This is a genomic window from Bacillus sp. FSL K6-1366 (assembly GCF_037976695.1).
Classification (GTDB): domain Bacteria; phylum Bacillota; class Bacilli; order Bacillales; family Bacillaceae; genus Bacillus; species Bacillus subtilis.
On record NZ_CP150268.1, the window covers coordinates 2,600,118 to 2,621,485 of the forward strand.

The 21,368-nt window shown below is 46.6% G+C and carries 20 protein-coding genes; 10 read left to right on the forward strand and 10 right to left on the reverse strand.

Annotated elements, in window-relative coordinates; genetic code table 11:
* Positions 1-34 precede the first annotated feature (34 nt).
* From srfAC to MHI44_RS13615, 3 genes are all read left to right on the forward strand, one after another.
* Positions 35-3,862 (forward strand): surfactin non-ribosomal peptide synthetase SrfAC, encoded by a 3,828-nt coding sequence (gene srfAC / locus MHI44_RS13605; protein WP_339202144.1) that lies wholly within the window; start codon positions 35-37, stop codon positions 3,860-3,862.
* Between the two features lie 28 nt (positions 3,863-3,890).
* Entirely contained in the window at positions 3,891-4,619 is a 729-nt protein-coding gene (gene srfAD, locus MHI44_RS13610) for a surfactin biosynthesis thioesterase SrfAD (RefSeq protein ID WP_003234568.1), read from the forward strand.
* A gap of 100 nt (positions 4,620-4,719) precedes the next feature.
* Positions 4,720-5,946, forward strand: coding sequence for an MFS transporter (locus MHI44_RS13615; protein ID WP_212058847.1), 1,227 nt, complete (start codon positions 4,720-4,722; stop codon positions 5,944-5,946).
* Between the two features lie 14 nt (positions 5,947-5,960).
* Here the strand turns inward: MHI44_RS13615 and MHI44_RS13620 are convergent, their stop codons facing one another.
* Both MHI44_RS13620 and MHI44_RS13625 read right to left on the reverse strand, forming a co-directional pair.
* Positions 5,961-6,518: a YcxB family protein gene (locus MHI44_RS13620; RefSeq protein WP_212058843.1), complete on the reverse strand. Its 558-nt coding sequence runs from the start codon at positions 6,516-6,518 to the stop codon at positions 5,961-5,963.
* 53 nt (positions 6,519-6,571) lie between these two features.
* Entirely contained in the window at positions 6,572-7,510 is a 939-nt protein-coding gene (locus MHI44_RS13625; RefSeq protein WP_041336873.1) for a DMT family transporter, read from the reverse strand.
* A gap of 123 nt (positions 7,511-7,633) precedes the next feature.
* Here MHI44_RS13625 and MHI44_RS13630 point away from each other — a divergent pair, with 123 nt between their 5' ends.
* Complete coding sequence (locus tag MHI44_RS13630; protein ID WP_339202147.1) at positions 7,634-8,968, forward strand: PLP-dependent aminotransferase family protein; 1,335 nt, start codon at positions 7,634-7,636, stop codon at positions 8,966-8,968.
* Here the strand turns inward: MHI44_RS13630 and MHI44_RS13635 are convergent.
* The 6 genes from MHI44_RS13635 to bsdA all read right to left on the reverse strand — a co-directional run bounded on the left by MHI44_RS13635 (position 8,963) and on the right by bsdA (position 13,755).
* Positions 8,963-9,637, reverse strand: a complete 675-nt coding sequence (locus MHI44_RS13635; protein WP_015715234.1) for a 4'-phosphopantetheinyl transferase — start codon at positions 9,635-9,637, stop codon at positions 8,963-8,965. The genes MHI44_RS13630 and MHI44_RS13635 overlap by 6 nt on opposite strands.
* Before the next feature lie 104 nt (positions 9,638-9,741).
* Positions 9,742-10,389, reverse strand: coding sequence for a YitT family protein (locus MHI44_RS13640; protein WP_014475783.1), 648 nt, complete (start codon positions 10,387-10,389; stop codon positions 9,742-9,744).
* 123 nt (positions 10,390-10,512) lie between these two features.
* Complete coding sequence (gene tcyC / locus MHI44_RS13645; protein ID WP_003234543.1) at positions 10,513-11,256, reverse strand: cystine ABC transporter ATP-binding protein TcyC; 744 nt, start codon at positions 11,254-11,256, stop codon at positions 10,513-10,515.
* A 13-nt stretch (positions 11,257-11,269) separates the two neighbouring features.
* A complete protein-coding gene (gene tcyB, locus MHI44_RS13650) occupies positions 11,270-11,974 on the reverse strand; it encodes a cystine ABC transporter permease TcyB (protein ID WP_003234541.1) in 705 nt (234 codons plus the stop codon).
* Positions 11,961-12,767 carry a cystine ABC transporter substrate-binding lipoprotein TcyA gene (gene tcyA / locus MHI44_RS13655; RefSeq protein ID WP_014475786.1) on the reverse strand — a complete coding sequence of 269 codons (807 nt, stop codon included), beginning with the start codon at positions 12,765-12,767 and terminating at the stop codon, positions 11,961-11,963. The genes tcyB and tcyA overlap by 14 nt, the downstream gene beginning before the upstream one ends.
* A 115-nt stretch (positions 12,768-12,882) precedes the next feature.
* Entirely contained in the window at positions 12,883-13,755 is an 873-nt protein-coding gene (gene bsdA, locus MHI44_RS13660) for a transcriptional regulator BsdA (protein ID WP_003234533.1), read from the reverse strand.
* Positions 13,756-13,844: 89 nt separating this feature from the next.
* Between bsdA and MHI44_RS13665 the strand changes: the two genes are divergently transcribed.
* From MHI44_RS13665 to MHI44_RS13685, 5 genes are all read left to right on the forward strand, one after another.
* The gene (locus MHI44_RS13665) at positions 13,845-14,459 is read left to right on the forward strand and encodes a non-oxidative hydroxyarylic acid decarboxylases subunit B (RefSeq protein WP_014478815.1); all 615 of its coding nucleotides are present in this window, start codon (positions 13,845-13,847) and stop codon (positions 14,457-14,459) included.
* 2 nt (positions 14,460-14,461) lie between these two features.
* Positions 14,462-15,883, forward strand: a complete 1,422-nt coding sequence (bsdC, locus tag MHI44_RS13670) for a phenolic acid decarboxylase BsdC (protein WP_003234529.1) — start codon at positions 14,462-14,464, stop codon at positions 15,881-15,883.
* A 16-nt stretch (positions 15,884-15,899) separates the two neighbouring features.
* Positions 15,900-16,127 carry a phenolic acid decarboxylase subunit BsdD gene (bsdD, locus tag MHI44_RS13675; protein WP_010886405.1) on the forward strand — a complete coding sequence of 76 codons (228 nt, stop codon included), beginning with the start codon at positions 15,900-15,902 and terminating at the stop codon, positions 16,125-16,127.
* Positions 16,124-16,588, forward strand: a complete 465-nt coding sequence (locus MHI44_RS13680) for a pyridoxamine 5'-phosphate oxidase family protein (protein WP_339202151.1) — start codon at positions 16,124-16,126, stop codon at positions 16,586-16,588. Before bsdD ends, MHI44_RS13680 begins: the two co-directional genes overlap by 4 nt.
* Before the next feature lie 64 nt (positions 16,589-16,652).
* Positions 16,653-17,498: an alpha/beta hydrolase gene (locus MHI44_RS13685; RefSeq protein ID WP_339202152.1), complete on the forward strand. Its 846-nt coding sequence runs from the start codon at positions 16,653-16,655 to the stop codon at positions 17,496-17,498.
* Between the two features lie 41 nt (positions 17,499-17,539).
* Here the strand turns inward: MHI44_RS13685 and MHI44_RS13690 are convergent, their stop codons facing one another.
* Entirely contained in the window at positions 17,540-19,018 is a 1,479-nt protein-coding gene (locus tag MHI44_RS13690; RefSeq protein ID WP_029726571.1) for a peptide MFS transporter, read from the reverse strand.
* A 279-nt stretch (positions 19,019-19,297) separates the two neighbouring features.
* Here MHI44_RS13690 and MHI44_RS13695 point away from each other — a divergent pair, with 279 nt between their 5' ends.
* A complete protein-coding gene (locus MHI44_RS13695; protein ID WP_032722911.1) occupies positions 19,298-21,052 on the forward strand; it encodes a right-handed parallel beta-helix repeat-containing protein in 1,755 nt (584 codons plus the stop codon).
* A gap of 14 nt (positions 21,053-21,066) precedes the next feature.
* Here MHI44_RS13695 and MHI44_RS13700 read toward each other — a convergent pair whose 3' ends face one another.
* Positions 21,067-21,288, reverse strand: a complete 222-nt coding sequence (locus MHI44_RS13700) for a hypothetical protein (RefSeq protein ID WP_015252828.1) — start codon at positions 21,286-21,288, stop codon at positions 21,067-21,069.
* Positions 21,289-21,368: the final 80 nt, after the last annotated feature.

Consider the following 21,368-nt stretch of genomic DNA (forward strand, 5'->3'; position numbering starts at 1 on the left):
CGCAAGGGAATTACAGAAGGCGGGAGCGAAACATATGAGTCAATTTAGCAAGGATCAGGTTCAAGATATGTATTACCTATCGCCGATGCAGGAAGGGATGCTTTTTCATGCCATCCTGAATCCCGGCCAAAGCTTTTACCTTGAACAAATCACGATGAAAGTAAAAGGCAGCTTGAATATCAAATGTCTTGAAGAAAGCATGAATGTGATCATGGACCGGTACGATGTATTTCGTACCGTGTTCATTCACGAAAAAGTAAAAAGGCCTGTCCAAGTCGTATTGAAAAAACGGCAGTTCCATATAGAAGAAATCGATCTGACACACTTAACGGGCAGCGAGCAAACAGCCAAAATCAATGAGTACAAAGAACAGGATAAGATCAGGGGTTTTGATTTGACGCGGGATATTCCGATGCGGGCAGCCATTTTCAAGAAAGCTGAAGAAAGCTTTGAATGGGTGTGGAGCTACCACCACATTATTTTGGACGGATGGTGCTTCGGCATCGTCGTACAGGATCTATTTAAGGTATACAATGCTCTGCGCGAACAAAAGCCGTACAGCCTGCCGCCCGTCAAACCGTATAAAGACTACATCAAGTGGCTTGAAAAGCAGGATAAACAAGCATCACTGCGTTACTGGCGAGAGTATTTAGAGGACTTTGAAGGACAAACGACGTTTGCGGAGCAAAGAAAGAAACAAAAGGACGGCTATGAGCCGAAAGAGCTGCTCTTTTCACTGCCGGAGGCGGAAACAAAGGCTTTTACCGAGCTTGCAAAATCGCAGCATACCACTTTGAGTACGGCGCTGCAGGCAGTCTGGAGCGTATTGATCAGCCGCTATCAGCAGTCTGGCGATTTGGCCTTCGGTACAGTTGTTTCAGGGCGTCCCGCGGAAATCAAAGGCGTTGAACATATGGTCGGGCTGTTTATCAACGTTGTCCCGAGACGTGTGAAGCTGTCTGAGGGTATCACATTTAACGGCTTGCTCAAGCAGCTGCAGGAGCAATCGCTGCAGTCCGAGCCGCATCAATATGTGCCGCTTTATGACATCCAAAGCCAGGCCGATCAGCCGAAACTGATTGACCACATCATTGTTTTTGAGAACTATCCGCTTCAGGATGCGAAAAATGAAGAAAGCAGTGAAAACGGCTTTGATATGGTGGATGTTCATGTTTTTGAGAAGTCGAATTATGATCTCAACCTGATGGCTTCCCCGGGAGATGAGATGCTGATTAAGCTTGCCTATAATGAGAATGTGTTTGATGAGGCGTTTATCCTGCGCTTGAAATCTCAGCTTCTTACAGCAATTCAGCAGCTCATCCAGAATCCTGATCAGCCTGTCAGCACGATCAACCTCGTTGACGACAGGGAGATAGAATTTTTGCTAACCGGCTTAAACCCGCCGGCTCAAGCTCATGAAACAAAGCCTCTGACGTATTGGTTCAAGGAAGCAGTGAACGCCAATCCGGATGCACCGGCGCTTACGTATTCCGGCCAGACCCTGTCTTATCGCGAATTAGATGAGGAAGCGAACCGCATTGCACGCCGGCTGCAAAAACACGGTGCGGGCAAAGGCTCTGTTGTAGCGCTGTACACGAAGCGCTCACTTGAATTGGTGATCGGCATTCTCGGTGTATTAAAGGCGGGAGCAGCCTATCTGCCGGTTGATCCGAAGCTGCCAGAGGACCGAATCTCGTATATGCTGGCTGACAGTGCGGCAGCCTGTCTTCTGACGCATCAGGAGATGAAAGAACAAGCGGCTGAGCTGCCGTATACAGGCACAACGCTCTTCATTGATGATCAAACACGGTTTGAAGAACAGGCAAGCGATCCTGCAACCGCGATTGATCCTAATGATCCGGCATATATCATGTACACGTCCGGCACAACCGGAAAGCCAAAGGGCAATATGACCACTCATGCCAATATTCAAGGTTTGGTCAAGCATGTAGACTACATGGCATTTTCTGATCAGGATACGTTCTTGTCTGTTTCGAATTACGCCTTTGACGCATTTACTTTTGATTTCTATGCTTCTATGCTGAATGCGGCACGGCTAATTATCGCAGATGAACATACGCTGCTTGATACAGAACGGCTCACAGATCTGATCCTGCAAGAGAATGTCAATGTCATGTTTGCGACAACCGCACTATTTAATCTTCTCACAGATGCGGGAGAGGATTGGATGAAGGGGCTTCGCTGCGTGTTATTCGGCGGAGAGCGCGCGTCTGTGCCTCACGTCAGAAAAGCGCTGCGGGTCATGGGGCCGGGCAAGCTGATTAACTGCTACGGGCCGACTGAGGGAACAGTGTTTGCGACAGCTCACGTCGTGCATGATCTGCCGGATTCCATCTCCTCATTGCCGATTGGAAAGCCGATCAGCAATGCCAGTGTTTATATTCTGAACGAGCAAAGCCAGCTCCAGCCATTCGGGGCGATCGGTGAACTGTGCATCAGCGGAATGGGCGTGTCAAAAGGGTATGTAAATCGTGCTGACCTCACGAAGGAAAAGTTTATCGAGAACCCGTTCAAGCCGGGAGAAACGCTTTACCGTACAGGGGATTTAGCGCGCTGGCTGCCGGATGGAACGATTGAATACGCCGGCCGTATTGACGACCAGGTCAAAATACGCGGACACCGGATTGAGCTTGAAGAAATCGAAAAGCAGCTGCAGGAATACCCAGGTGTGAAAGATGCGGTCGTTGTGGCGGACCGCCATGAGTCTGGCGATGCATCAATCAATGCCTACCTTGTGAACCGAACGCAGCTTTCAGCTGAAGACGTGAAGGCGCACCTGAAAAAACAGCTTCCTGCTTACATGGTGCCGCAAACCTTTACCTTCTTGGATGAGCTTCCTTTAACGACGAACGGGAAAGTCAATAAACGGCTGCTCCCAAAACCTGATCAGGATCAGTTGGCGGAAGAATGGATTGGACCGCGGAACGAGATGGAAGAAACAATCGCACAAATATGGTCTGAGGTTCTCGGCAGAAAGCAAATTGGCATTCATGACGATTTCTTTGCGCTCGGAGGGCATTCCTTGAAGGCCATGACCGCCGCGTCCCGCATCAAGAAAGAGCTTGGGATTGATCTTCCAGTAAAGCTTTTGTTTGAAGCGCCGACGATCGCCGGCATTTCAGCGTATGTGAAAAACGGGGGTCCCGATGGCTTGCAGGATGTAACGATAATGAATCAGGATCAGGAGCAGATCATTTTCGCATTCCCGCCGGTCTTGGGCTATGGTCTTATGTACCAAAATCTGTCCAGCCGCTTGGCGTCATACAAGCTATGCGCCTTTGATTTTATTGAGGAGGAAGACCGGCTTGACCGCTATGCGGATTTGATCCAGAAGCTGCAGCCGGAAGGGCCTTTAACATTGTTTGGATATTCAGCGGGATGCAGCCTGGCGTTTGAAGCTGCGAAAAAGCTTGAGGAACAAGGCCGTATTGTTCAGCGGATCATCATGGTGGATTCCTATAAAAAACAAGGTGTCAGTGATCTGGACGGACGCACGGTTGAAAGTGATGTCGAAGCGTTGATGAATGTCAATCGGGACAATGAAGCGCTCAACAGCGAAGCCGTCAAACAAGGCCTCAAGCAAAAAACACATGCCTTTTACTCATACTACGTCAACCTGATCAGCACAGGCCAGGTGAAAGCAGATATCGATCTGTTGACTTCCGGCGCTGATTTTGACATGCCGGAATGGCTTGCATCATGGGAAGAAGCTACAACAGGTGCTTACCGTGTGAAAAGAGGCTTCGGAACACACGCAGAAATGCTGCAGGGCGAAACGCTAGATAGGAATGCCGGGATTTTGCTCGAATTTCTTAATACACAAACCGTAACGGTTTCATAAAAGAAGTGATGAAAGGAGGAGACGGCCAATGAGCCAACTCTTCAAATCATTTGATGCGTCGGAAAAAACGCAGCTCATCTGTTTTCCGTTTGCCGGCGGCTACTCGGCGTCGTTTCGCCCTCTCCATGCTTTTTTGCAGGGGGAGTGCGAGATGCTAGCTGCCGAGCCGCCGGGACACGGCACGAATCAAACGTCAGCCATTGAGGATCTCGAAGAGCTGACGGATTTGTACAAGCAAGAACTGAACCTTCGCCCTGATCGGCCGTTTGTGCTGTTCGGACACAGTATGGGCGGAATGATCACCTTCAGGCTGGCGCAAAAGCTTGAGCGTGAAGGCATCTTTCCGCAGGCGGTTATTATTTCTGCAATCCAGCCGCCTCATATTCAGCGGAAGAAAGTGTCCCACCTGCCTGATGATCAGTTTCTCGATCATATTATCCAATTAGGCGGAATGCCCGCAGAGCTTGTTGAAAATAAGGAGGTCATGTCCTTTTTCCTGCCTTCTTTCCGATCAGATTATCGGGCTCTTGAACAATTTGAGCTTTACGATCTGGCCCAGATCCAGTCGCCTGTTCATGTCTTTAACGGGCTTGATGATAAAAAGTGCATACGAGATGCAGAAGGGTGGAAGAAGTGGGCAAAAGACATCACATTCCATCAATTTGACGGCGGGCACATGTTCCTGCTGTCACAAACGGAAGAAGTCGCAGAACGGATTTTTGCGATCTTGAATCAGCATCCGATCATTCAACCGTGATCAAAAGCGGACAGCTTCGGCTGTTCCGCTTTTTTTGTGTTGAATGCCAATTTCTGCATGGTATAATAGTCGAAATACTCAAATAAAGGAAGGTCGAAACATGCGCACGTCTCCCAGGATGAAATGGTTTGTATTGCTGTTTACGTTTGTTTTCGCCATCGGAATGAACTCATTCAGAAATTCCTTTCAATTTTTTATGCTGCCAATGGCAGACGCCTTCCATGCCGACAGGTCGCTGATTTCGGTTTCTGTCAGCATTTTTATGATCACAACCGGCATCGTCCAGTTTTTTGTCGGTTTTTTTATCGACCGTTTCAGTGTCAGAAAAATTATGGCGCTTGGAGCTGTCTGCATCAGCGCAAGCTTTTTGGTGCTTCCTTATTCACCGAATGTTCATGTGTTTTCCGCCATTTACGGTGTGCTTGGCGGAATCGGGTATTCCTGCGCGGTCGGCGTGACGACCCAATATTTCATCAGCCGTTGGTTTGACACACATAAAGGTCTGGCGCTTGCTATTTTGACCAATGCCAACTCTGCGGGCCTGCTGCTTCTCTCACCCATTTGGGCTGCGGCTCCGTATCATGCCGGCTGGCAGAGCACCTATACCATTTTGGGAATCGTCATGGCGGCTGTTCTGCTGCCGCTCCTCGTCTTTGGGATGAAGCACCCGCCACATGCGCAAGTGGAAACTGTGAAAAAATCTTATGATTGGCGGGGGTTTTGGAACGTGATGAAGCAATCCCGCCTCATTCATATCCTGTACTTCGGCGTGTTTACTTGCGGATTTACAATGGGAATTATTGATGCTCACCTCGTCCCGATACTGAAGGATGCGCATGTCTCTCATGTCAACGGAATGATGGCCGCGTTCGGGGCATTTATCATCATTGGCGGATTATTGGCGGGCTGGCTGTCAGATCTCCTCGGCAGCAGAAGCGTCATGCTATCCATCTTATTTTTCATTCGGCTGCTCAGCCTCATTTGCCTGCTCATTCCCATTCTCGGAATTCATCACAGCGACCTTTGGTACTTCGGGTTTATCCTGTTATTCGGACTCAGTTACACAGGCGTGATCCCGCTGACCGCGGCGTCAATTTCGGAAAGCTATCAAACAGGATTGATCGGATCGCTGTTAGGCATCAATTTCTTTATCCATCAGGTTGCCGGAGCTCTCAGCGTGTATGCGGGCGGTTTGTTTTTTGACATGACTCATGGTTATTTGCTGATTGTCGCTGTGTGCATCGTGTTTGTGGGTTTATCGGCTGTAATAGAGCTGGTGCCGTTTTTAGATAAACAAAAGGCAAAAGAAACCCACCAATCAATATAAAAGGATCAGCACTGTCAATGCTGATCCTTTTTAAATTTGAGTTTTTTTGTTTCGGTATTTTTAAGGATAATCTCCTTGAATCTGTTCATCTCCACTTCGGAATGAAAAAAATGTTTTGGGATCGCAATATATTGGCTGCTGGATGTATTGATGCGGAAGATATTCTTATATTCGAAAACAGCTGTGATTTCATCCCAATTGAAAATGAGGTCATATTTTTTAGAACATATACGAATTCCTTCTTGGTTCAGAGTATATGTTCTTTTCGATTTCATCCGTTCGTTCTTCTTGTATGCTCTGGAAAACTTCACATATAGAAGAAGGAGAAGCAGCAGTGTAAACAGAACGGACATCACGATAATCAACATACTGTTCATAAACAAGTTAAGCGCGTCACTGCCATAAACGATACGGGGCCATCCGTTAATGAAGTTAACTGCAGCAAATATGGCGCAAAACAACAGAAAGTAAAAGCATGATATTTTTGCGATTTGATAAAAAAAGATTTCTCTTACATCCTTAAAAGCGATTTCTCCTGGAAGATTGATACTTTCACTAGCATATTGAATCATACGGTAAACCTACACCTCTAACCATGTTTTTCCTTTCAGTCTAGCATAATTTCTCATTTTTTTGCAGGCATACCAGGGCGCTTTGTTTTTTTCTCCAGATTGATATTGCTCCCCACCACGCCAATCATAATACAAACAGCCCCGGCAAGATGATACCAGGCCAGGCTTTCGTTGAGAATCACAACTCCTGCAATCATCGTCACAATGGTAGATACATGATTAAAAGCACTCATTTTAAACGCCTCAATTCGCGACAGCGTATAGTTAGACAGAAATGAAGTGACAAGTGAAGACAGCACGCCCAAATACACAATGGCGAGAACGAAGCCGGGCTCCCGGAACGGCAGAAAATAAGTGCCGACTGTTCCCGCCGCTCCGTGACGCACAAGGGCGATGGCGTTGAAGACGACAAAGCCGATGGCTGACATGATGTAGGTGAGCTCGGTCAGCTTGAACCGCTGCGTCATTTTTCTGGCAGCAGTATTGTACATCGCTGAAGACAAAGCGGACAATAGGATCAGCAAAGACCCTTTTAAGCTGGCTGATTCCACGTCAACGCCTTTCATCACAAAAATAAACATGACGCCGGCAACGGATAAAACCGTGAACCCCTTTTGCGTCCACGTTGGGCGTTCCTTTAAAACATAAGCGGCAAAGACCATCGTGAAAATCGGAATGGCTGCTTGAATAATTCCCGCTTCAGAGGAGGACGAGTACACAAGGCCGAATGCCTGAAAGCTGAAAAATAACGCGGGATACAGCAGGGCGAGCGGCAAAATGGCAATGACGTCCTTTACGCGGATTGATAGCTTTACCCAGCCGAATAAGATCGGTACAGTGGCCGCAGCAAACGCAATGGTGAACCGATGCGCCAAAATATCAAACGGCTCTGCTGTTTGCAGTGCGATTTTTACGAATAGAAAGGATAAACCGATAATGAACGAATATAAAATAGCCGCTATATAAGCGGGGGCTTGCTGATGTTTAACCATAATGGGAATGGCTCCTTTACCTGAATTGCAGCGCCGGTCGCTCCCTTTATTGTATGGCCGCGGTCAGAACGGTACAATGAGAAAAACAATGAACTGTACCGGTACAAAACAGGGGGAGAAGGCATGGAGAAATATATGAGTCTAGTAACGAGGATAGAGGAGATGATGCAAAGCACCGCCTATCAAGAAGGAGACAGGCTTCCATCTATCCGTCAGCTGTCCGCCCGCTACCAAGTCAGCAAAAGCACAGTGATCCGCGCGCTGCAGGAGCTGGAAAAACGCCACCTTATCTATTCCGTTCCGAAAAGCGGCTATTATATTGTGAAAAAGACGGGAAAAGCCAAAAGCGGGCAGCAGGGTCCCATTGACTTTGCCACATCTGCGCCGGATCCCGATGTGTTTCCGTATCTTGATTTTCAGCACTGCATCAACAAAGCGATTGATACATACAAAAACGATTTGTTTATTTATGGGACGCCAAAGGGGCTTCCCTCACTCATCCGCGTACTCCGAAAGCTCTTGGCCAATCAACAGGTATTTGCGGATGAAAGGCATATTTTCATTACATCAGGTGTCCAGCAGGCGTTATCCTTGCTTTGTGCCATGCCGTTCCCAAATGGGAAAGAGAAGATCGCCATTGAACAGCCGGGCTACCATTTGATGGTCGAACAGCTTGAGACGCTTGGGATTTCCGCCATCGGGGTGAAACGAACGGAAGAAGGGCTTGATATAGCCGAGGTTGAGCGGTTATTTCAAACAGAATCGATTAAATTTTTTTATACGATGCCCCGCTTCCATAACCCGCTTGGCTGCTCTTTGTCAGAGCGTGATAAACAGGAGCTTGTGAGACTGGCAGAAGCGTATGATGTCTACCTCGTTGAGGATGATTACCTCGGTGATCTGGAGGAAAATAAAAAGGCAGATCCGCTGTACGCATATGATCTGTCCTCACATGTCATCTATTTGAAAAGCTTCTCGAAAATGATGTTCCCCGGCCTTCGCGTGGGGGCGGCTGTTTTGCCCGAAGCGCTGACTGACACGTTCTATGCGTACAAAAAGCTGAACGACATCGACTGTTCGATGATTTCTCAAGCGGCATTGGAGATTTACCTGAAAAGCGGTATGTACGGCAGGCATAAGGAGAAAATCAGAGATTCTTATAAAGAGCGGTCGCTGAGGCTACATCAAGCCATTCGAACTCACAGGCAGCTGGGAAGCGGACGCTTTACGTTCTCCAGCGGGCAGGCACCCTGTATGCACACCCATCTGGTGCTTCCTCAGGATCTGCCCGCCTCAAGAGTGATTCATAGACTGGAAAAACAAGGGGTTCTCCTTGAGGCGATAGACCGTCATTATTTATCAGATTATCCGAAAGAAAATCTATTAAAAATCAATATTTCCAATGTGAAAACGGAAGATATTGAGCGCGGTGTCAAGCTGTTGATGAGCCATTTATAAAAGCTCTTCGTACGAGACCATTGTGATATCCTCGGGGAAATCAGGGTGTGCGGCGCATACAGCCATTTTGTAGCCGGGATCGACCTCATACGTTTTGATATAGCATGGGGAATGGCTGTCCGGAAGCTCAATGGATACTTGTCCGTCCTGATGCAGGCGCACTGAAAAGGAATCAAGCGGAAGCGATAAGCCTTTGCCTTCCTGTTTGATAAAGCTTTCTTTCATTGACCATAGATGATAAAAATAGTCTGTCTGCTCGTCCTTGTCTTTTGCTAAAAGGTCGCTGTACTCTGTTTTTGAAAAGAAGCGCTTGGCGATCTCAAGACTGATCGGTTTCGTTTTTTCGATATCTATGCCGATTGGCTGTGAATCAAACGCACCAATGACCCAGCGGCCGGAGTGAGAAATGTTGAAATGAGCGTCGGGAAGATCAGGGATGCACGGCTTCCCGTATTCCTGCGTGCTAAAGCGGATATCGGATTTGTCCAACTGATACTGCCTGCTTATGACTGAGCGAACGAGCACATCTCCCAGCAGGGTGCGGTGAGCATCTTCTTTATGATAAAATCTCCGGCATTTCTCCCGTTTTTCAGGTGATATGAAAGTCATGAACCGTTCATTTTCTTCCTGTGAAAGCGGGCGGTCCATATAAATTCCGTAAATCTTCATTCTAGATCCTCCGTCTGCAAAAGATTGTCAAAACCATCCTATCATACTTCCACAAGACTCATATAGAGGAGAAAATAAAAAAACAAAGCCAAGGCGGCTTTGTTTTAGTGTACAGGCGGAGATGCTTTCACAGCGGCTGTCCGCCTTGCCACAGCATAATTCAGCAGCTGGATTGACTGGGGCAATGAAAAGCGCAAAATAAGTCCGGTGAGGATGGCGGTCAAAATGGTGCCAAAACCGATCGGCCCACCCATGCCCCATGCCGCAAACAAAATGGTTATTTCCATGCCGTTCCGCACCCATTGCACATTCCAGCCGGTTTTTTCTGTAATCAGCATCATCAGTGAATCACGCGGCCCCGCGCCAAGGCCTGCTGATACATAAACACCGACGCCGTAACCGATCAGCACCACGCCGAGAGAGAAGACGATGATCGAGCCTGTGTAGGTAGAGGGGGCAGGCAGAATGAAATTGAAAAAATCTATAAATACACCAATGAGCACCATATTCAGGAGGGCCCCAATTTTCGGCCAAGCTCTCGTAAACAATGATGTGAATCCGACGATGAGCGCTCCAATAATGATGGACCACTGGCCGACGGTAAGCCCGAAGTGCTGAAACAGGCTGTAATGAAATGCATCCCACGGACTAATGCCGAGTGCTTTTCCTTCTATCGTCAGGGATACACCAAAAGCCAAAATGATCAAACCGGCAAAATAAAATGTCCAGCGCAGAACAAGTTCTTGCTTCACGTGAGGTCCCTTCTTTCGTAAAAATCAGTCGATTGTCATTGTAGCACATCTGACAGAAGGGCGGAATAGGCGAAAGGGGCTCAACAAAAAAACAGGGCCGCCGCGGGCGCCCTGTTTTTCTTATTACAGCGGGTTCAAAATCCGGTTCAAGAACCGCTGTGTCCGTTCTTCTTTTGGTGCGGAGAAAATTTGCTCCGGCGGTCCTTGCTCCACGATAACGCCGCCGTCGATGAAGATGACTTCATCCGCAACTTCCTGCGCGAACTTGATTTCGTGGGTCACGACGACCATGGTCCAGCCTTCATTGGCCAAGTCCTTGATAACCTTCAGCACCTCTCCGACAAGCTCGGGATCAAGCGCTGAGGTCGGTTCGTCAAACAGCATGAGCTCAGGCTGAATCGCCAGTGCGCGGGCGATGCCGACGCGCTGCTGCTGTCCGCCGGAAAGCTGGAATGGATATAAATCCATTTTGTCCTTCAATCCGACTTTATCTAGAAGCTGAATCGCTTCTTTTCTGACTTCCTCTTTGTTCCGTTTTTGCACCTGAATAGGGCCCTCCATCACGTTTTCGAGGGCTGTGCGGTGCGGGAACAGGTGATACGCCTGAAACACCATTCCGGATTTTCGGCGAAGCTTTAGGATATCCGCCTGTTTCACCTTTTTGGAGAAATCGATGGAGAAATCATCAAATGCAAGCTCTCCGCGATTTGGGATCTCCAGAGCGTTCAGGCAGCGGAGCAGCGTCGTTTTCCCTGAACCTGAAGGCCCAAGTATGGCGATGACTTTTCCTTTTTCAATCTTCATATCTATCTTTTTTAAAATTTCATTTTCACCGAATGATTTGTTTAATCCTTTAACGGTAAGCATACTCGGAACCTCCTTATTTGGCCACGTAGCGGTCAAGACGCCGTTCGATGACATGCTGGACGAGTGAGAGCAGGAAGCAGATAATCCAATAAATAAAGGCTGCTTCAATATAGATCACTAAAATTTGATCAAGATTCCGCGCGCCGATTTCCTGGGCTTTTCTGAACAGCTCAGCGACCAGAATTTGAGAGGCGAGGGATGTATCTTTAATCAGGCTGATAAAGGTATTGGATAATGGCGGGATCGACACACGAAACGCCTGCGGCAAAATGACGCGGAACAGCGTTTTTTGATGTGTCATGCCAATTGTGTAGCCGGCTTCCCATTGCCCTTTCGGCACGGATAAAATAGATGCCCGAATGATTTCAGATGCATAGGCGCCGACGTTTAATGAAAAGGCGATAACTGCGCTTGGAAATGGATCTAATGTGACGTTAAAGGCCGGGAACAGATAGAAAATGATGAACAATTGAACGAGAAGAGGAGTGCCGCGTATTGCGGATACGTATACGCTGAACACCCATCTCAAAGGTCTCACTTTCGACATTCTGGCAAGCGCCGTAATCAGCGCCAGGATCATTCCAAATATAAAGGAAAGAATCGTAAGGGGAATCGTATAGTAGATTCCCCCTGAAAGTATCGGCCAGAATGACTGCTGCACCAGATCCCACGGGATCGCCGTGCCAAGCGTCAATGCCGGCAGATTATTTAGAAACATCTTCGCCGAACCATTTTTTAGAAATTTTAGAAAGAGTCCCGTCCTCTTTCATTTCTTTTAATGCTTTGTTGACTTGATCAACAACCTCGCCGCTTCCTTTACGGAACGTGAAATATGTTGACTGAGGCTCACCTGTTTCAAACGCGATTTTCACGTTTTTATTGCCAGATGTTTTTAAGTAGTTCAATACGGCAAGCTTATCGTTGTATGTCATATCGACGCGGCCTTGCTGGATCATTTGAAGGGCCTGCGCCATACCTTCAACGCCTTCTACTTTAGCGCCGGCATTTGTAGCTAATTTGTTGTAGTTGCTTGTCAGTGATTGAGCTGACGTTTTTCCTTTTACATCTGCTTCAGACTTAATATCGTTGTTGTCTTTTTTCGTTACGACAACGGCTCTTGATGTTGTGTATTTATCTGAGAAATCATATTGATTTTCACGATCTGTTTTTCCGACTTGGTTGGCAACAACGTCAAACCGTTTGGAATTCAGGCCGGCAAACATACTGTCCCACTGTGTTTCCTTAAAGTCGACTTTAAGCCCGAGGCGTTTTGCGACTTCTGTGATAACTTCGACATCATAGCCAGTCAGTTTATCAGTGTCTTTGTCGTGGTAAGTGAACGGCTCATATGTTCCTTCCGTTCCGACTGTGAGCACACCTTTTTTCTTAATTGAAGCCCAAAGATCGCCATCTTTGGCATTATCTTTTGACTGATTGTCATTTCCTGCTCCGCAAGCTGCAAGAGCTGCAATACTTACGACCATGAATAAAGCCAATAATGCTTTTTTCATCTTATTCCCCACTTTTCTGGTTGATTTTATTGAAATAAAAAATTAGCTTACAAATCTAAAGGATAACTTTTTTTTAGTATGAGTCAAGTAATTGGTTTTCATAAGGCAAAATCTTTTAAAATAAATCCAAAAATTGCTGTGCCGGTTTAGGCAAATAACTGTCCGTTCTCCACATGACAGCCGGTGTCATAATGAAGGGATTATTTTCGATATGGACGGTGTGAACGTGATTTCTCATATGAACGGGAATCATTGTGACGGGCAAAATAGACGCGCCGAATCCGGATGACACGAGGCTGAGCAAAGTTGCAGAGTCGTGGCATTCACAAACAATGCGCGGCTCCAGGTTCAAACGATGAAATTCATTCATGACCTGATTATAGACGCCTTTTCCGTTGACAGGCCGCAGCAGGATCAGCGGAAATGAAGGAATGTCCTCCATCTTAATGGTGTCTCCGCACGGATATCCGGCTTCATCTGAAAGCACGAGCACACATGGAATGTCATCAAGCTGCTTGAATTGTACTGTGTCACTTTTGATCAGTGTTGTCGTGACCGCCGCATCGATTTGCCGGCTTTCCAGCAGCTCCAACAGTGTCGCGGGTTCATTTTCCCAAATATTAAAGGTGAGATGGGGGTATCTCTCTTTGATCTGTGTTACTTTTTCAAGCATCAGAGCCGCGCAATAAATCGTTGATCCCACGGCAAGTGTGCCGGCTACTTCCTCCTTCAGCTCCTGTACCTCAATGACTGCATCTTCAAACCTATGCAGAATCTCTTTTGCTCTTTTTAGAAAAACAGCTCCTTCATATGTAAGAGTCATTTGTTTTTTCTTGTTACGGTCAAACAGAACAACACCAAGCTCGTCCTCCAGCTGTTTGAGCTGCCTGCTTAAAGGCGGCTGCGCCATGTGAAGCTTTTTGGCTGCGGACGTGATTTTCTGTTCTTGGGCAATGGTAATGAAGTATCGAAGCTGGCGAATATCCAAAAGAAAGCGCCTCCTTATCATACCTTTTAGGTATTAAATATAGATTTAATAGATATTTTTCATATGGATATATCAGGAGTATGATTGAAATGAAAGCAGAATTCAAGCGTAAAGGAGGGGGCAAAGTGAAACTCGTTGTCGGAATGACAGGGGCAACAGGGGCCATTTTCGGGGTCAGGCTGCTGCAGTGGCTGAAGGCCGCCGGAGTGGAAACCCATCTCGTTGTGTCTCCTTGGGCAAACGTCACGATCAAACACGAAACAGGCTATACGTTACAAGAAGTAGAACAACTGGCCACATACACCTACTCACATAAGGATCAGGCGGCAGCCATTTCAAGCGGGTCGTTTGATACCGATGGAATGATTGTTGCGCCGTGCAGCATGAAGTCTCTCGCAAGCATTCGCACCGGCATGGCGGATAATCTGCTGACACGTGCGGCGGATGTCATGCTCAAGGAGAGAAAAAAACTCGTCCTCTTAACGAGAGAGACGCCTTTGAACCAAATTCATCTGGAAAATATGCTAGCGCTTACGAAAATGGGCACCATCATTCTTCCTCCGATGCCGGCATTTTATAATCAGCCGAGCAGCTTAGAGGAAATGGTTGACCATATTGTATTCAGAACGTTGGACCAATTCGGCATTCGGCTTCCTGAAGCGAAGCGCTGGAATGGGATTGAAAAACAAAAGGGAGGAGCTTGATCATGGCTTATCAAGATTTCAGAGAATTTCTCGCTGCCCTTGAAAAAGAAGGACAGCTGCTTACAGTGAATGAAGAGGTAAAGCCGGAACCGGATTTAGGGGCCGCCGCACGGGCAGCCAGCAATCTTGGCGATAAAAGCCCCGCGCTCTTATTTAACAACATTTACGGCTATCATAACGCACGAATTGCGATGAATGTCATCGGCTCTTGGCCAAACCATGCAATGATGCTGGGTATGCCGAAAGACACACCGGTAAAAGAACAGTTTTTTGAATTCGCAAAGCGTTATGACCAATTTCCGATGCCGGTCAAACGTGAGGAAACAGCGCCATTTCATGAAAATGAAATCACAGAAGATATCAATTTGTTCGATATACTGCCTCTTTTCAGAATTAACCAGGGTGATGGAGGCTACTATTTAGACAAAGCATGTGTCATTTCCCGTGATCTTGAGGACCCTGACAACTTCGGCAAACAAAATGTCGGCATTTACAGAATGCAGGTCAAAGGAAAAGACCGCCTTGGCATTCAGCCTGTCCCGCAGCACGATATTGCAATCCATCTGCGCCAAGCTGAAGAACGCGGCATCAACCTTCCGGTCACTATTGCGCTCGGCTGTGAGCCGGTCATTACAACGGCGGCATCGACTCCGCTTCTCTATGATCAATCAGAATACGAAATGGCAGGTGCGATTCAAGGCGAACCATATCGCATCGTCAAATCAAAGCTGTCTGATCTTGATGTTCCGTGGGGCGCTGAAGTGGTGCTTGAAGGTGAGATTATTGCCGGAGAGCGCGAATATGAAGGGCCGTTCGGTGAATTCACAGGCCATTATTCCGGCGGACGCAGCATGCCGATTATCAAAATTAAACGCGTCTATCACAGAAACAATCCGATCTTTGAACATTTATACTTAGGCATGCCTTGGACAGAATGCGATTACATGATCGGCATTAACACATGCGTGCCGCTTTATCAGCAGTTAAAAGAAGCGTATCCGAACGAAATTGTGGCAGTGAACGCCATGTACACACACGGTTTAATCGCGATTGTTTCCACAAAAACCCGCTATGGCGGATTTGCGAAAGCGGTCGGCATGCGCGCACTCACAACGCCGCACGGACTCGGCTACTGCAAAATGGTCATAGTCGTTGATGAGGATGTCGATCCATTCAACCTTCCGCAGGTCATGTGGGCGCTTTCGACCAAAATGCATCCGAAACATGATGCGGTCATCATTCCGGACTTATCTGTCCTGCCGCTTGATCCGGGATCCAATCCATCAGGAATCACTCACAAAATGATTCTCGACGCCACTACACCGGTTGCGCCGGAAACAAGAGGCCATTATTCACAGCCGCTTGATTCTCCGCTAACAACGAAAGAATGGGAACAAAAACTAATGGACTTAATGAATAAATAAGGAAAGGATGTTCGAAATGCATACATGTCCTCGATGCGACTCAAAAAAGGGAGAAGTCATGAGCAAATCGCCTGTAGAAGGCGCATGGGAAGTTTATCAGTGCCAAACATGCTTTTTTACATGGAGATCCTGTGAACCGGAAAGCATTACAAATCCCGAAAAATACAATCCAGCGTTTAAAATTGATCCAAAGGAAACAGAAACAGCAATTGAAGTTCCGGCGGTGCCGGAACGAAAGGCTTGATCCGCGTGAACTGTATGTCAGACCGTCTCTTTGAGCTGCTTGACGGGAGCTGCCTGAATGAGAAGCAGCATGAGGCCTTCGTTCTGCAAACAGTATCAGAGGATGGCTGGCCGCATGCCGCTATGATCAGTGCAGGTGAAATCATCGCGCTGAGCCGAACTGATATCCGAATCGCTCTGTGGAAAAACACAATGACTTCGGCCAACATCCTTCGCACAGGAAAAGCACAGTTCACGGCGTGGTGGAAGGGAGCGGCCTATTATGTAAAGCTTGAATGCGCGCCTTTACCGCCTTTGAAAGATGCCGAATATGAAAGAGACCGTTTTTCCTGCCGCATCGTTTCAGTGAAGGAGGACGTTGCGAAATACGCTGATTTGACTTCAGGTGTCCGTATACAGCTTCACAGCACTGAAGAGGTGCTGGGCAGATGGGAAAAGACCCTGGAAGATTTAAAGCGGTAATATCGATAGCCTGACGCCATGCGTCAGGTTTTTTTATATAATGAAAACAAAGGGGGCGTGAGAAATGGAACGTGCGGGGATCTGTCACTCGGACGGCTTTGATTTAGCTTATCGAATTGAGGGCGAGGGCGCACCCATCCTTGTGATCGGGAGTGCGGTTTACTATCCGCGCCTTTTTTCCTCAGATATCAAACAGAAATATCAATGGGTCTTTATCGACCATAGGGGATTTGCTAAGCCTAAGCGGGAGCTTCGTGCGGAGGATTCGAGGCTTGATGCCGTCTTGGCTGATATCGAAAGGATGAGAACATTTCTTCAGCTTGAGGATGTTACTATCCTGGGACATTCCGGGCACGCTTTTATGGCTTTAGAGTATGCCAGGACATATCCCAAACAAGTTCGGAAGGTGGCGCTCTTTAATACTGCGCCTGATAACAGTGAAGAAAGACAGCGAAAAAGCGAATCATTTTTCATGGAAACAGCCAGTCTTGAGAGAAAGAAACGCTTTGAAAAAGACATCGGGAATTTGCCGCAGGACATCGACAAAGATCCTGAAAGGCGCTTTGTGCACATGTGTATTCGCGCTGAAGCGAAAAGCTTTTATCAAGAGCGGCCGCATGCTGCTGCCTTATGGGACGGTGTATTCACGAATATGCCGATCATTGATGAATTATGGGGCAATACATTTGCCCGGATTGATCTTCTTCAGCGGTTAGCTGATGTTCGTATGCCGGTGTATATCGGATTAGGGAGATATGATTATTTGGTTGCGCCCGTTTCGCTATGGGATGCTGTTGACGGTTTATATCCCCATGTTGATAAGGTTATTTTTGAAAGGAGCGGCCATCAGCCGATGCTGGAAGAACCGGAAGCCTTTGATCAAAGCTTCAGGAAATGGCTGGATCAATAAAAAAAACAGCCCGCAGATCAACATCCGCGGGCTGTTTCTGATTATAAGACCCCTTTCATCGCGCGTTTGATCACCGGCGAGAGCAGCAGGAGAATGCCGCCAAGAACGATAGAAATCAAACCGATGGTGCCGAAGTACATTGTTTCAGGAATTTTATCAAACAATCCGGCTACTTGGGCATTGATCGCTTGGGCTGCTGCGTTCGTCAGAAACCACATACTCATTGTCTGTGCAGAGAAGGCAGCTGGTGCCAGTTTCGTTGTCACGGATAAACCGACTGGAGACAGGCACAGCTCTCCAAGCACGACAAGCAGGAAGCTGAGAACGAGCCAAAGCGGGCTTACGAGTGCTTCTTTTCCTTGCATAGCAGGGAATACCATAATGATAAATGACAATCCGGCTAAAATAATTCCGATTGAGAATTTAACTGGTGTAGACGGCTGGCGTTTGCCAAGCTTCATCCAGAGCCATGCGAATATTGGCGCAAAAATGACAACAAACAATGGATTTAATGATTGGAACCAAGATGACTGAAGTTCGAATCCGCCCAATGAAAGTCTTATGCGTTCATCAGCGTATACCGCAAGAATGGTCGCTCCCTGTTCCTGAATGGCCCAAAACATGACAGCACCGATAAACAAAGGAACGTAAGCGGCAAGACGGGATTTTTCTGTTTTGTCCGCTTTTTTGCTTGTAAACATGATGATGAAATAAATCACAGGAATCAAAATACCGAGAATACTTACAAGGTCGATAAAACGATTGATCGTCAGCACGCCTGTTTGTACAGAGATAATCACTGCGATCGCCACAATGATAACACCGATTCCGGTGCCAATTGCAGATTTTTTAGACAGCGGATTCGGCACATTGGAACCTGCAAGCCCGAGGTTTTTCTTTCTTGTCAAAGCAAAAACGATAAGTCCGAGAAGCATTCCGACCGCGGCAGCTCCGAAGCCGAGATGATAGTTGTACTTCTGTCCGAGTGTTCCGACAATTAACGGTGCAAGTAAACCACCGAGGTTAATCCCCATGTAGAAAATACTGAAACCTGAGTCGCGGCGCGGGTCTTCTTTCGTGTAAAGATCCCCAACCACGCTTGAAACGTTTGGTTTTAATAAGCCTGTTCCGACAATAATAAGCACCATGCTGATATAGAATGCGATCGCGCTGCCCGGATAGGCGAGTGCAATGTGGCCGAACATAATGAATATGCCGCCGTAAAACACGGTGTTTGCGGTACCGAATACCCGGTCAGCGAGCCATCCGCCAATAATGGTGGACATGTATACGAGTGATCCGTAAATCGACATAATGGCAACCGCAGTGCCCTTGTCAAAGCCGAGCCCTCCATTTACCGTCTCTGTATACAAATAGTAAAGTAAGATTGCTCTCATTCCATAGTAAGAGAAACGCTCCCAAAATTCGGTGAAAAATAGTGTAAATAGTCCTCGCGGGTGACCAAAGAACCCTTTTTGCGGGACGCTTTTAATGATACTTTCGTTATCAATCGAAGCCATGTCAGCCAAACCCTTTCTAAAAAAAGTGTATTATAAAAATCATATTCTTATATAATACTTGTGTCAATATAATTTATACTCATTTCAAATAGTTCCATATTGGAAAAATTATAAATACCTAAAAATAGTGATTTCCTCCTAATTTTTAAACTTTTTATCGTGAGATTTTCTTACACAACTATTCCTTTATATTTTTTTAATAAAATTTTAGAGAAATGTACAAGCAGATCGGGCCTTTGTGAGTAACATGATAGTAATCATAGAGAAGGAGGCTCGCAATTGGCTGAATTCATATTAAATGCAGCGGATTTCGGTGTTCCTGGAGATGGTAAAACGGATTCGACAGAACGGATTAATCAGTGCCTCAGTACAGCTGTATCGAAAGGCTATCATACTGTCTGGTTTCCAAAGGGAACATATTTAATAGACGCAACGCTTGGCGGAGATCTTAATCAGAGGTTTCGAAACGCGGGGATCATTGTTCCCGGCAACCTTGAGATTATGATGGACCCCGAATGTATCATGAAAGTGATCCCGAATAGTTCGTGGGGTTATTCCGCATTTTATGTGGGCAAGCAAGAGAATATAACCATTTCCGGGGGACAAATTATCGGCGAACGGGATGAGCATACGTATGCCTCGGCAGGGATAAGGTCAACCCATGAATGGGGCTTTGGCATATGTATTGAAGGATGCTCGAATGTTGTCATTGATGATGTGAAAATTTCTGATTTTACCGGCGATGGGATCATAGTCAGCCCAAGGGGATTAAAGACCAATCAAGATTATCGAACGTCAGAGCAAATTATCATCCGCCGCTGTGAGGTTCGGCGGTCGAGGAGAAATAACATTTCCATTACCGGATGTGACATGGTCACGGTGGAGGAATGCTTGATTGAAGATGCCGGAACGGGGAATGGAACAGCGCCGAAATTCGGAATTGACATTGAAGGATATGGCGAAGGTGATGTTGATTATGAGGAACCGATTAATGTATCAATTCGCAATAACCACTTTGTTGGAAACGTTTCAAGTTCTGTGACCAATTTTAACGGGTATGGCATTTTAATAGAAGGAAATCACTCTGACAATACAATCAGCTACGGATATGGGACGCAAACAGTGATCAAGGGCAATATTCTGAGACGCCCTGAAGACGCGGCGGCTGCGCCAAGAGTCGGGATAACCGGACTCGGTGTATCACAAGGAAAAGAGACCAGTGATGCAGTGATCGCTGGCAACCTCATTACCGGATTTTCAACTGGAATTGATGTCAGAGGAAAGAGCGTTCTTGTGACGAACAACAAAATCAGCAACTTTGAAAACACAGGGATATTGGTTTATCAGTCTTCCGATGTAAAGGTAGACGGAAACCAAATTCAAAACGGACTGTCTGAAACAAGGCGCAGCATCGGTCTTCGCGCAGTGCTGTCAGATGACATCGCTTTTCTGAATAACTGTCTCATTCAAGTCGTTGACGGTGTGAACGTTTCCGGCGGAAATATGATCATTAAAGATAATCTCCTGAGAAAATTCAGCCGGGGCATTTGGATTGCTCAAGGGAACGCGGTGATTGAAGGGAATACACTGAATCCTGACGCGTTTGAAGCAGTGCCGGAATCATATTCTGTTTCCGTCACAAACAATGCCGGCGCCATCATCAAAAACAATACATTTAAAGAGTTCAAAAATTACCCCATTTATTGCTCCACAAGTGCGAAAACCTCAATTATCGGCAACCACTTAGAGAGATCTCCGCTTTTGGTCACCATCTATATCAGCGCCGGTGTGCATGAGATTTTTGATAATACCATTTCAGTCAACAGAACAGCCGGGAATCCGATTGTGATTTATATCAATGGCTCTGCAGGCTCTATCGTCTCAGGAAACACCATCAATAACCTCTCCGCGGGCACTGCGACAGCTATTCAAACAAACACCTCAACCAACTCCAAAATCATCGGCAACCGCATTTTTAAAGGGACAATCAACAAACACAGCAGTGATACAATAGACGGCAATTTTATCGTCTGAAAAAAGCGCCCCCTCTAGGGGTTCTTTTTTTTCGATTTATAGATCACGTACATTTCTCTCACAAGTACTAACACAAAAAATAAAATCACGACCCATTCAGCAAATGTTGTCATCTTAAAGCTGGACATATTGTTATAAACGGCTTTTGTTAAACTGAACCCTTGAAGCATGTCCATCAATACAGAAATAGCTAATAAACAAATTAATATGACTCCGGTCACGCCCAATATCTTCATGCTTCATCATCCTCCGCTTTTAGTGTCTATCGTTGGCGGAGAAGTTATACCGCATCTAACCCTAATGCATAATCTCAATT

What these genes read in the sequence shown, in the direction of transcription:
- srfAD (WP_003234568.1), top strand. Translation starts at nt 3,891, where the DNA reads ATGAGCCAACTCTTCAAATCATTTGATGCGTCGGAAAAAACGCAGCTC.
- MHI44_RS13620 (WP_212058843.1), bottom strand. Translation starts at nt 6,518, where the DNA reads ATGATTCAATATGCTAGTGAAAGTATCAATCTTCCAGGAGAAATCGCT.
- MHI44_RS13630 (WP_339202147.1), top strand. Translation starts at nt 7,634, where the DNA reads ATGGAGAAATATATGAGTCTAGTAACGAGGATAGAGGAGATGATGCAA.
- MHI44_RS13690 (WP_029726571.1), bottom strand. Translation starts at nt 19,018, where the DNA reads ATGGCTTCGATTGATAACGAAAGTATCATTAAAAGCGTCCCGCAAAAA.
- MHI44_RS13635 (WP_015715234.1), bottom strand. Translation starts at nt 9,637, where the DNA reads ATGAAGATTTACGGAATTTATATGGACCGCCCGCTTTCACAGGAAGAA.
- MHI44_RS13685 (WP_339202152.1), top strand. Translation starts at nt 16,653, where the DNA reads ATGGAACGTGCGGGGATCTGTCACTCGGACGGCTTTGATTTAGCTTAT.
- MHI44_RS13625 (WP_041336873.1), bottom strand. Translation starts at nt 7,510, where the DNA reads ATGGTTAAACATCAGCAAGCCCCCGCTTATATAGCGGCTATTTTATAT.
- srfAC (WP_339202144.1), top strand. Translation starts at nt 35, where the DNA reads ATGAGTCAATTTAGCAAGGATCAGGTTCAAGATATGTATTACCTATCG.
- tcyB (WP_003234541.1), bottom strand. Translation starts at nt 11,974, where the DNA reads ATGTTTCTAAATAATCTGCCGGCATTGACGCTTGGCACGGCGATCCCG.
- bsdC (WP_003234529.1), top strand. Translation starts at nt 14,462, where the DNA reads ATGGCTTATCAAGATTTCAGAGAATTTCTCGCTGCCCTTGAAAAAGAA.
- tcyA (WP_014475786.1), bottom strand. Translation starts at nt 12,767, where the DNA reads ATGAAAAAAGCATTATTGGCTTTATTCATGGTCGTAAGTATTGCAGCT.
- MHI44_RS13665 (WP_014478815.1), top strand. Translation starts at nt 13,845, where the DNA reads ATGAAAGCAGAATTCAAGCGTAAAGGAGGGGGCAAAGTGAAACTCGTT.
- MHI44_RS13615 (WP_212058847.1), top strand. Translation starts at nt 4,720, where the DNA reads ATGCGCACGTCTCCCAGGATGAAATGGTTTGTATTGCTGTTTACGTTT.
- tcyC (WP_003234543.1), bottom strand. Translation starts at nt 11,256, where the DNA reads ATGCTTACCGTTAAAGGATTAAACAAATCATTCGGTGAAAATGAAATT.
- bsdD (WP_010886405.1), top strand. Translation starts at nt 15,900, where the DNA reads ATGCATACATGTCCTCGATGCGACTCAAAAAAGGGAGAAGTCATGAGC.
- MHI44_RS13700 (WP_015252828.1), bottom strand. Translation starts at nt 21,288, where the DNA reads ATGAAGATATTGGGCGTGACCGGAGTCATATTAATTTGTTTATTAGCT.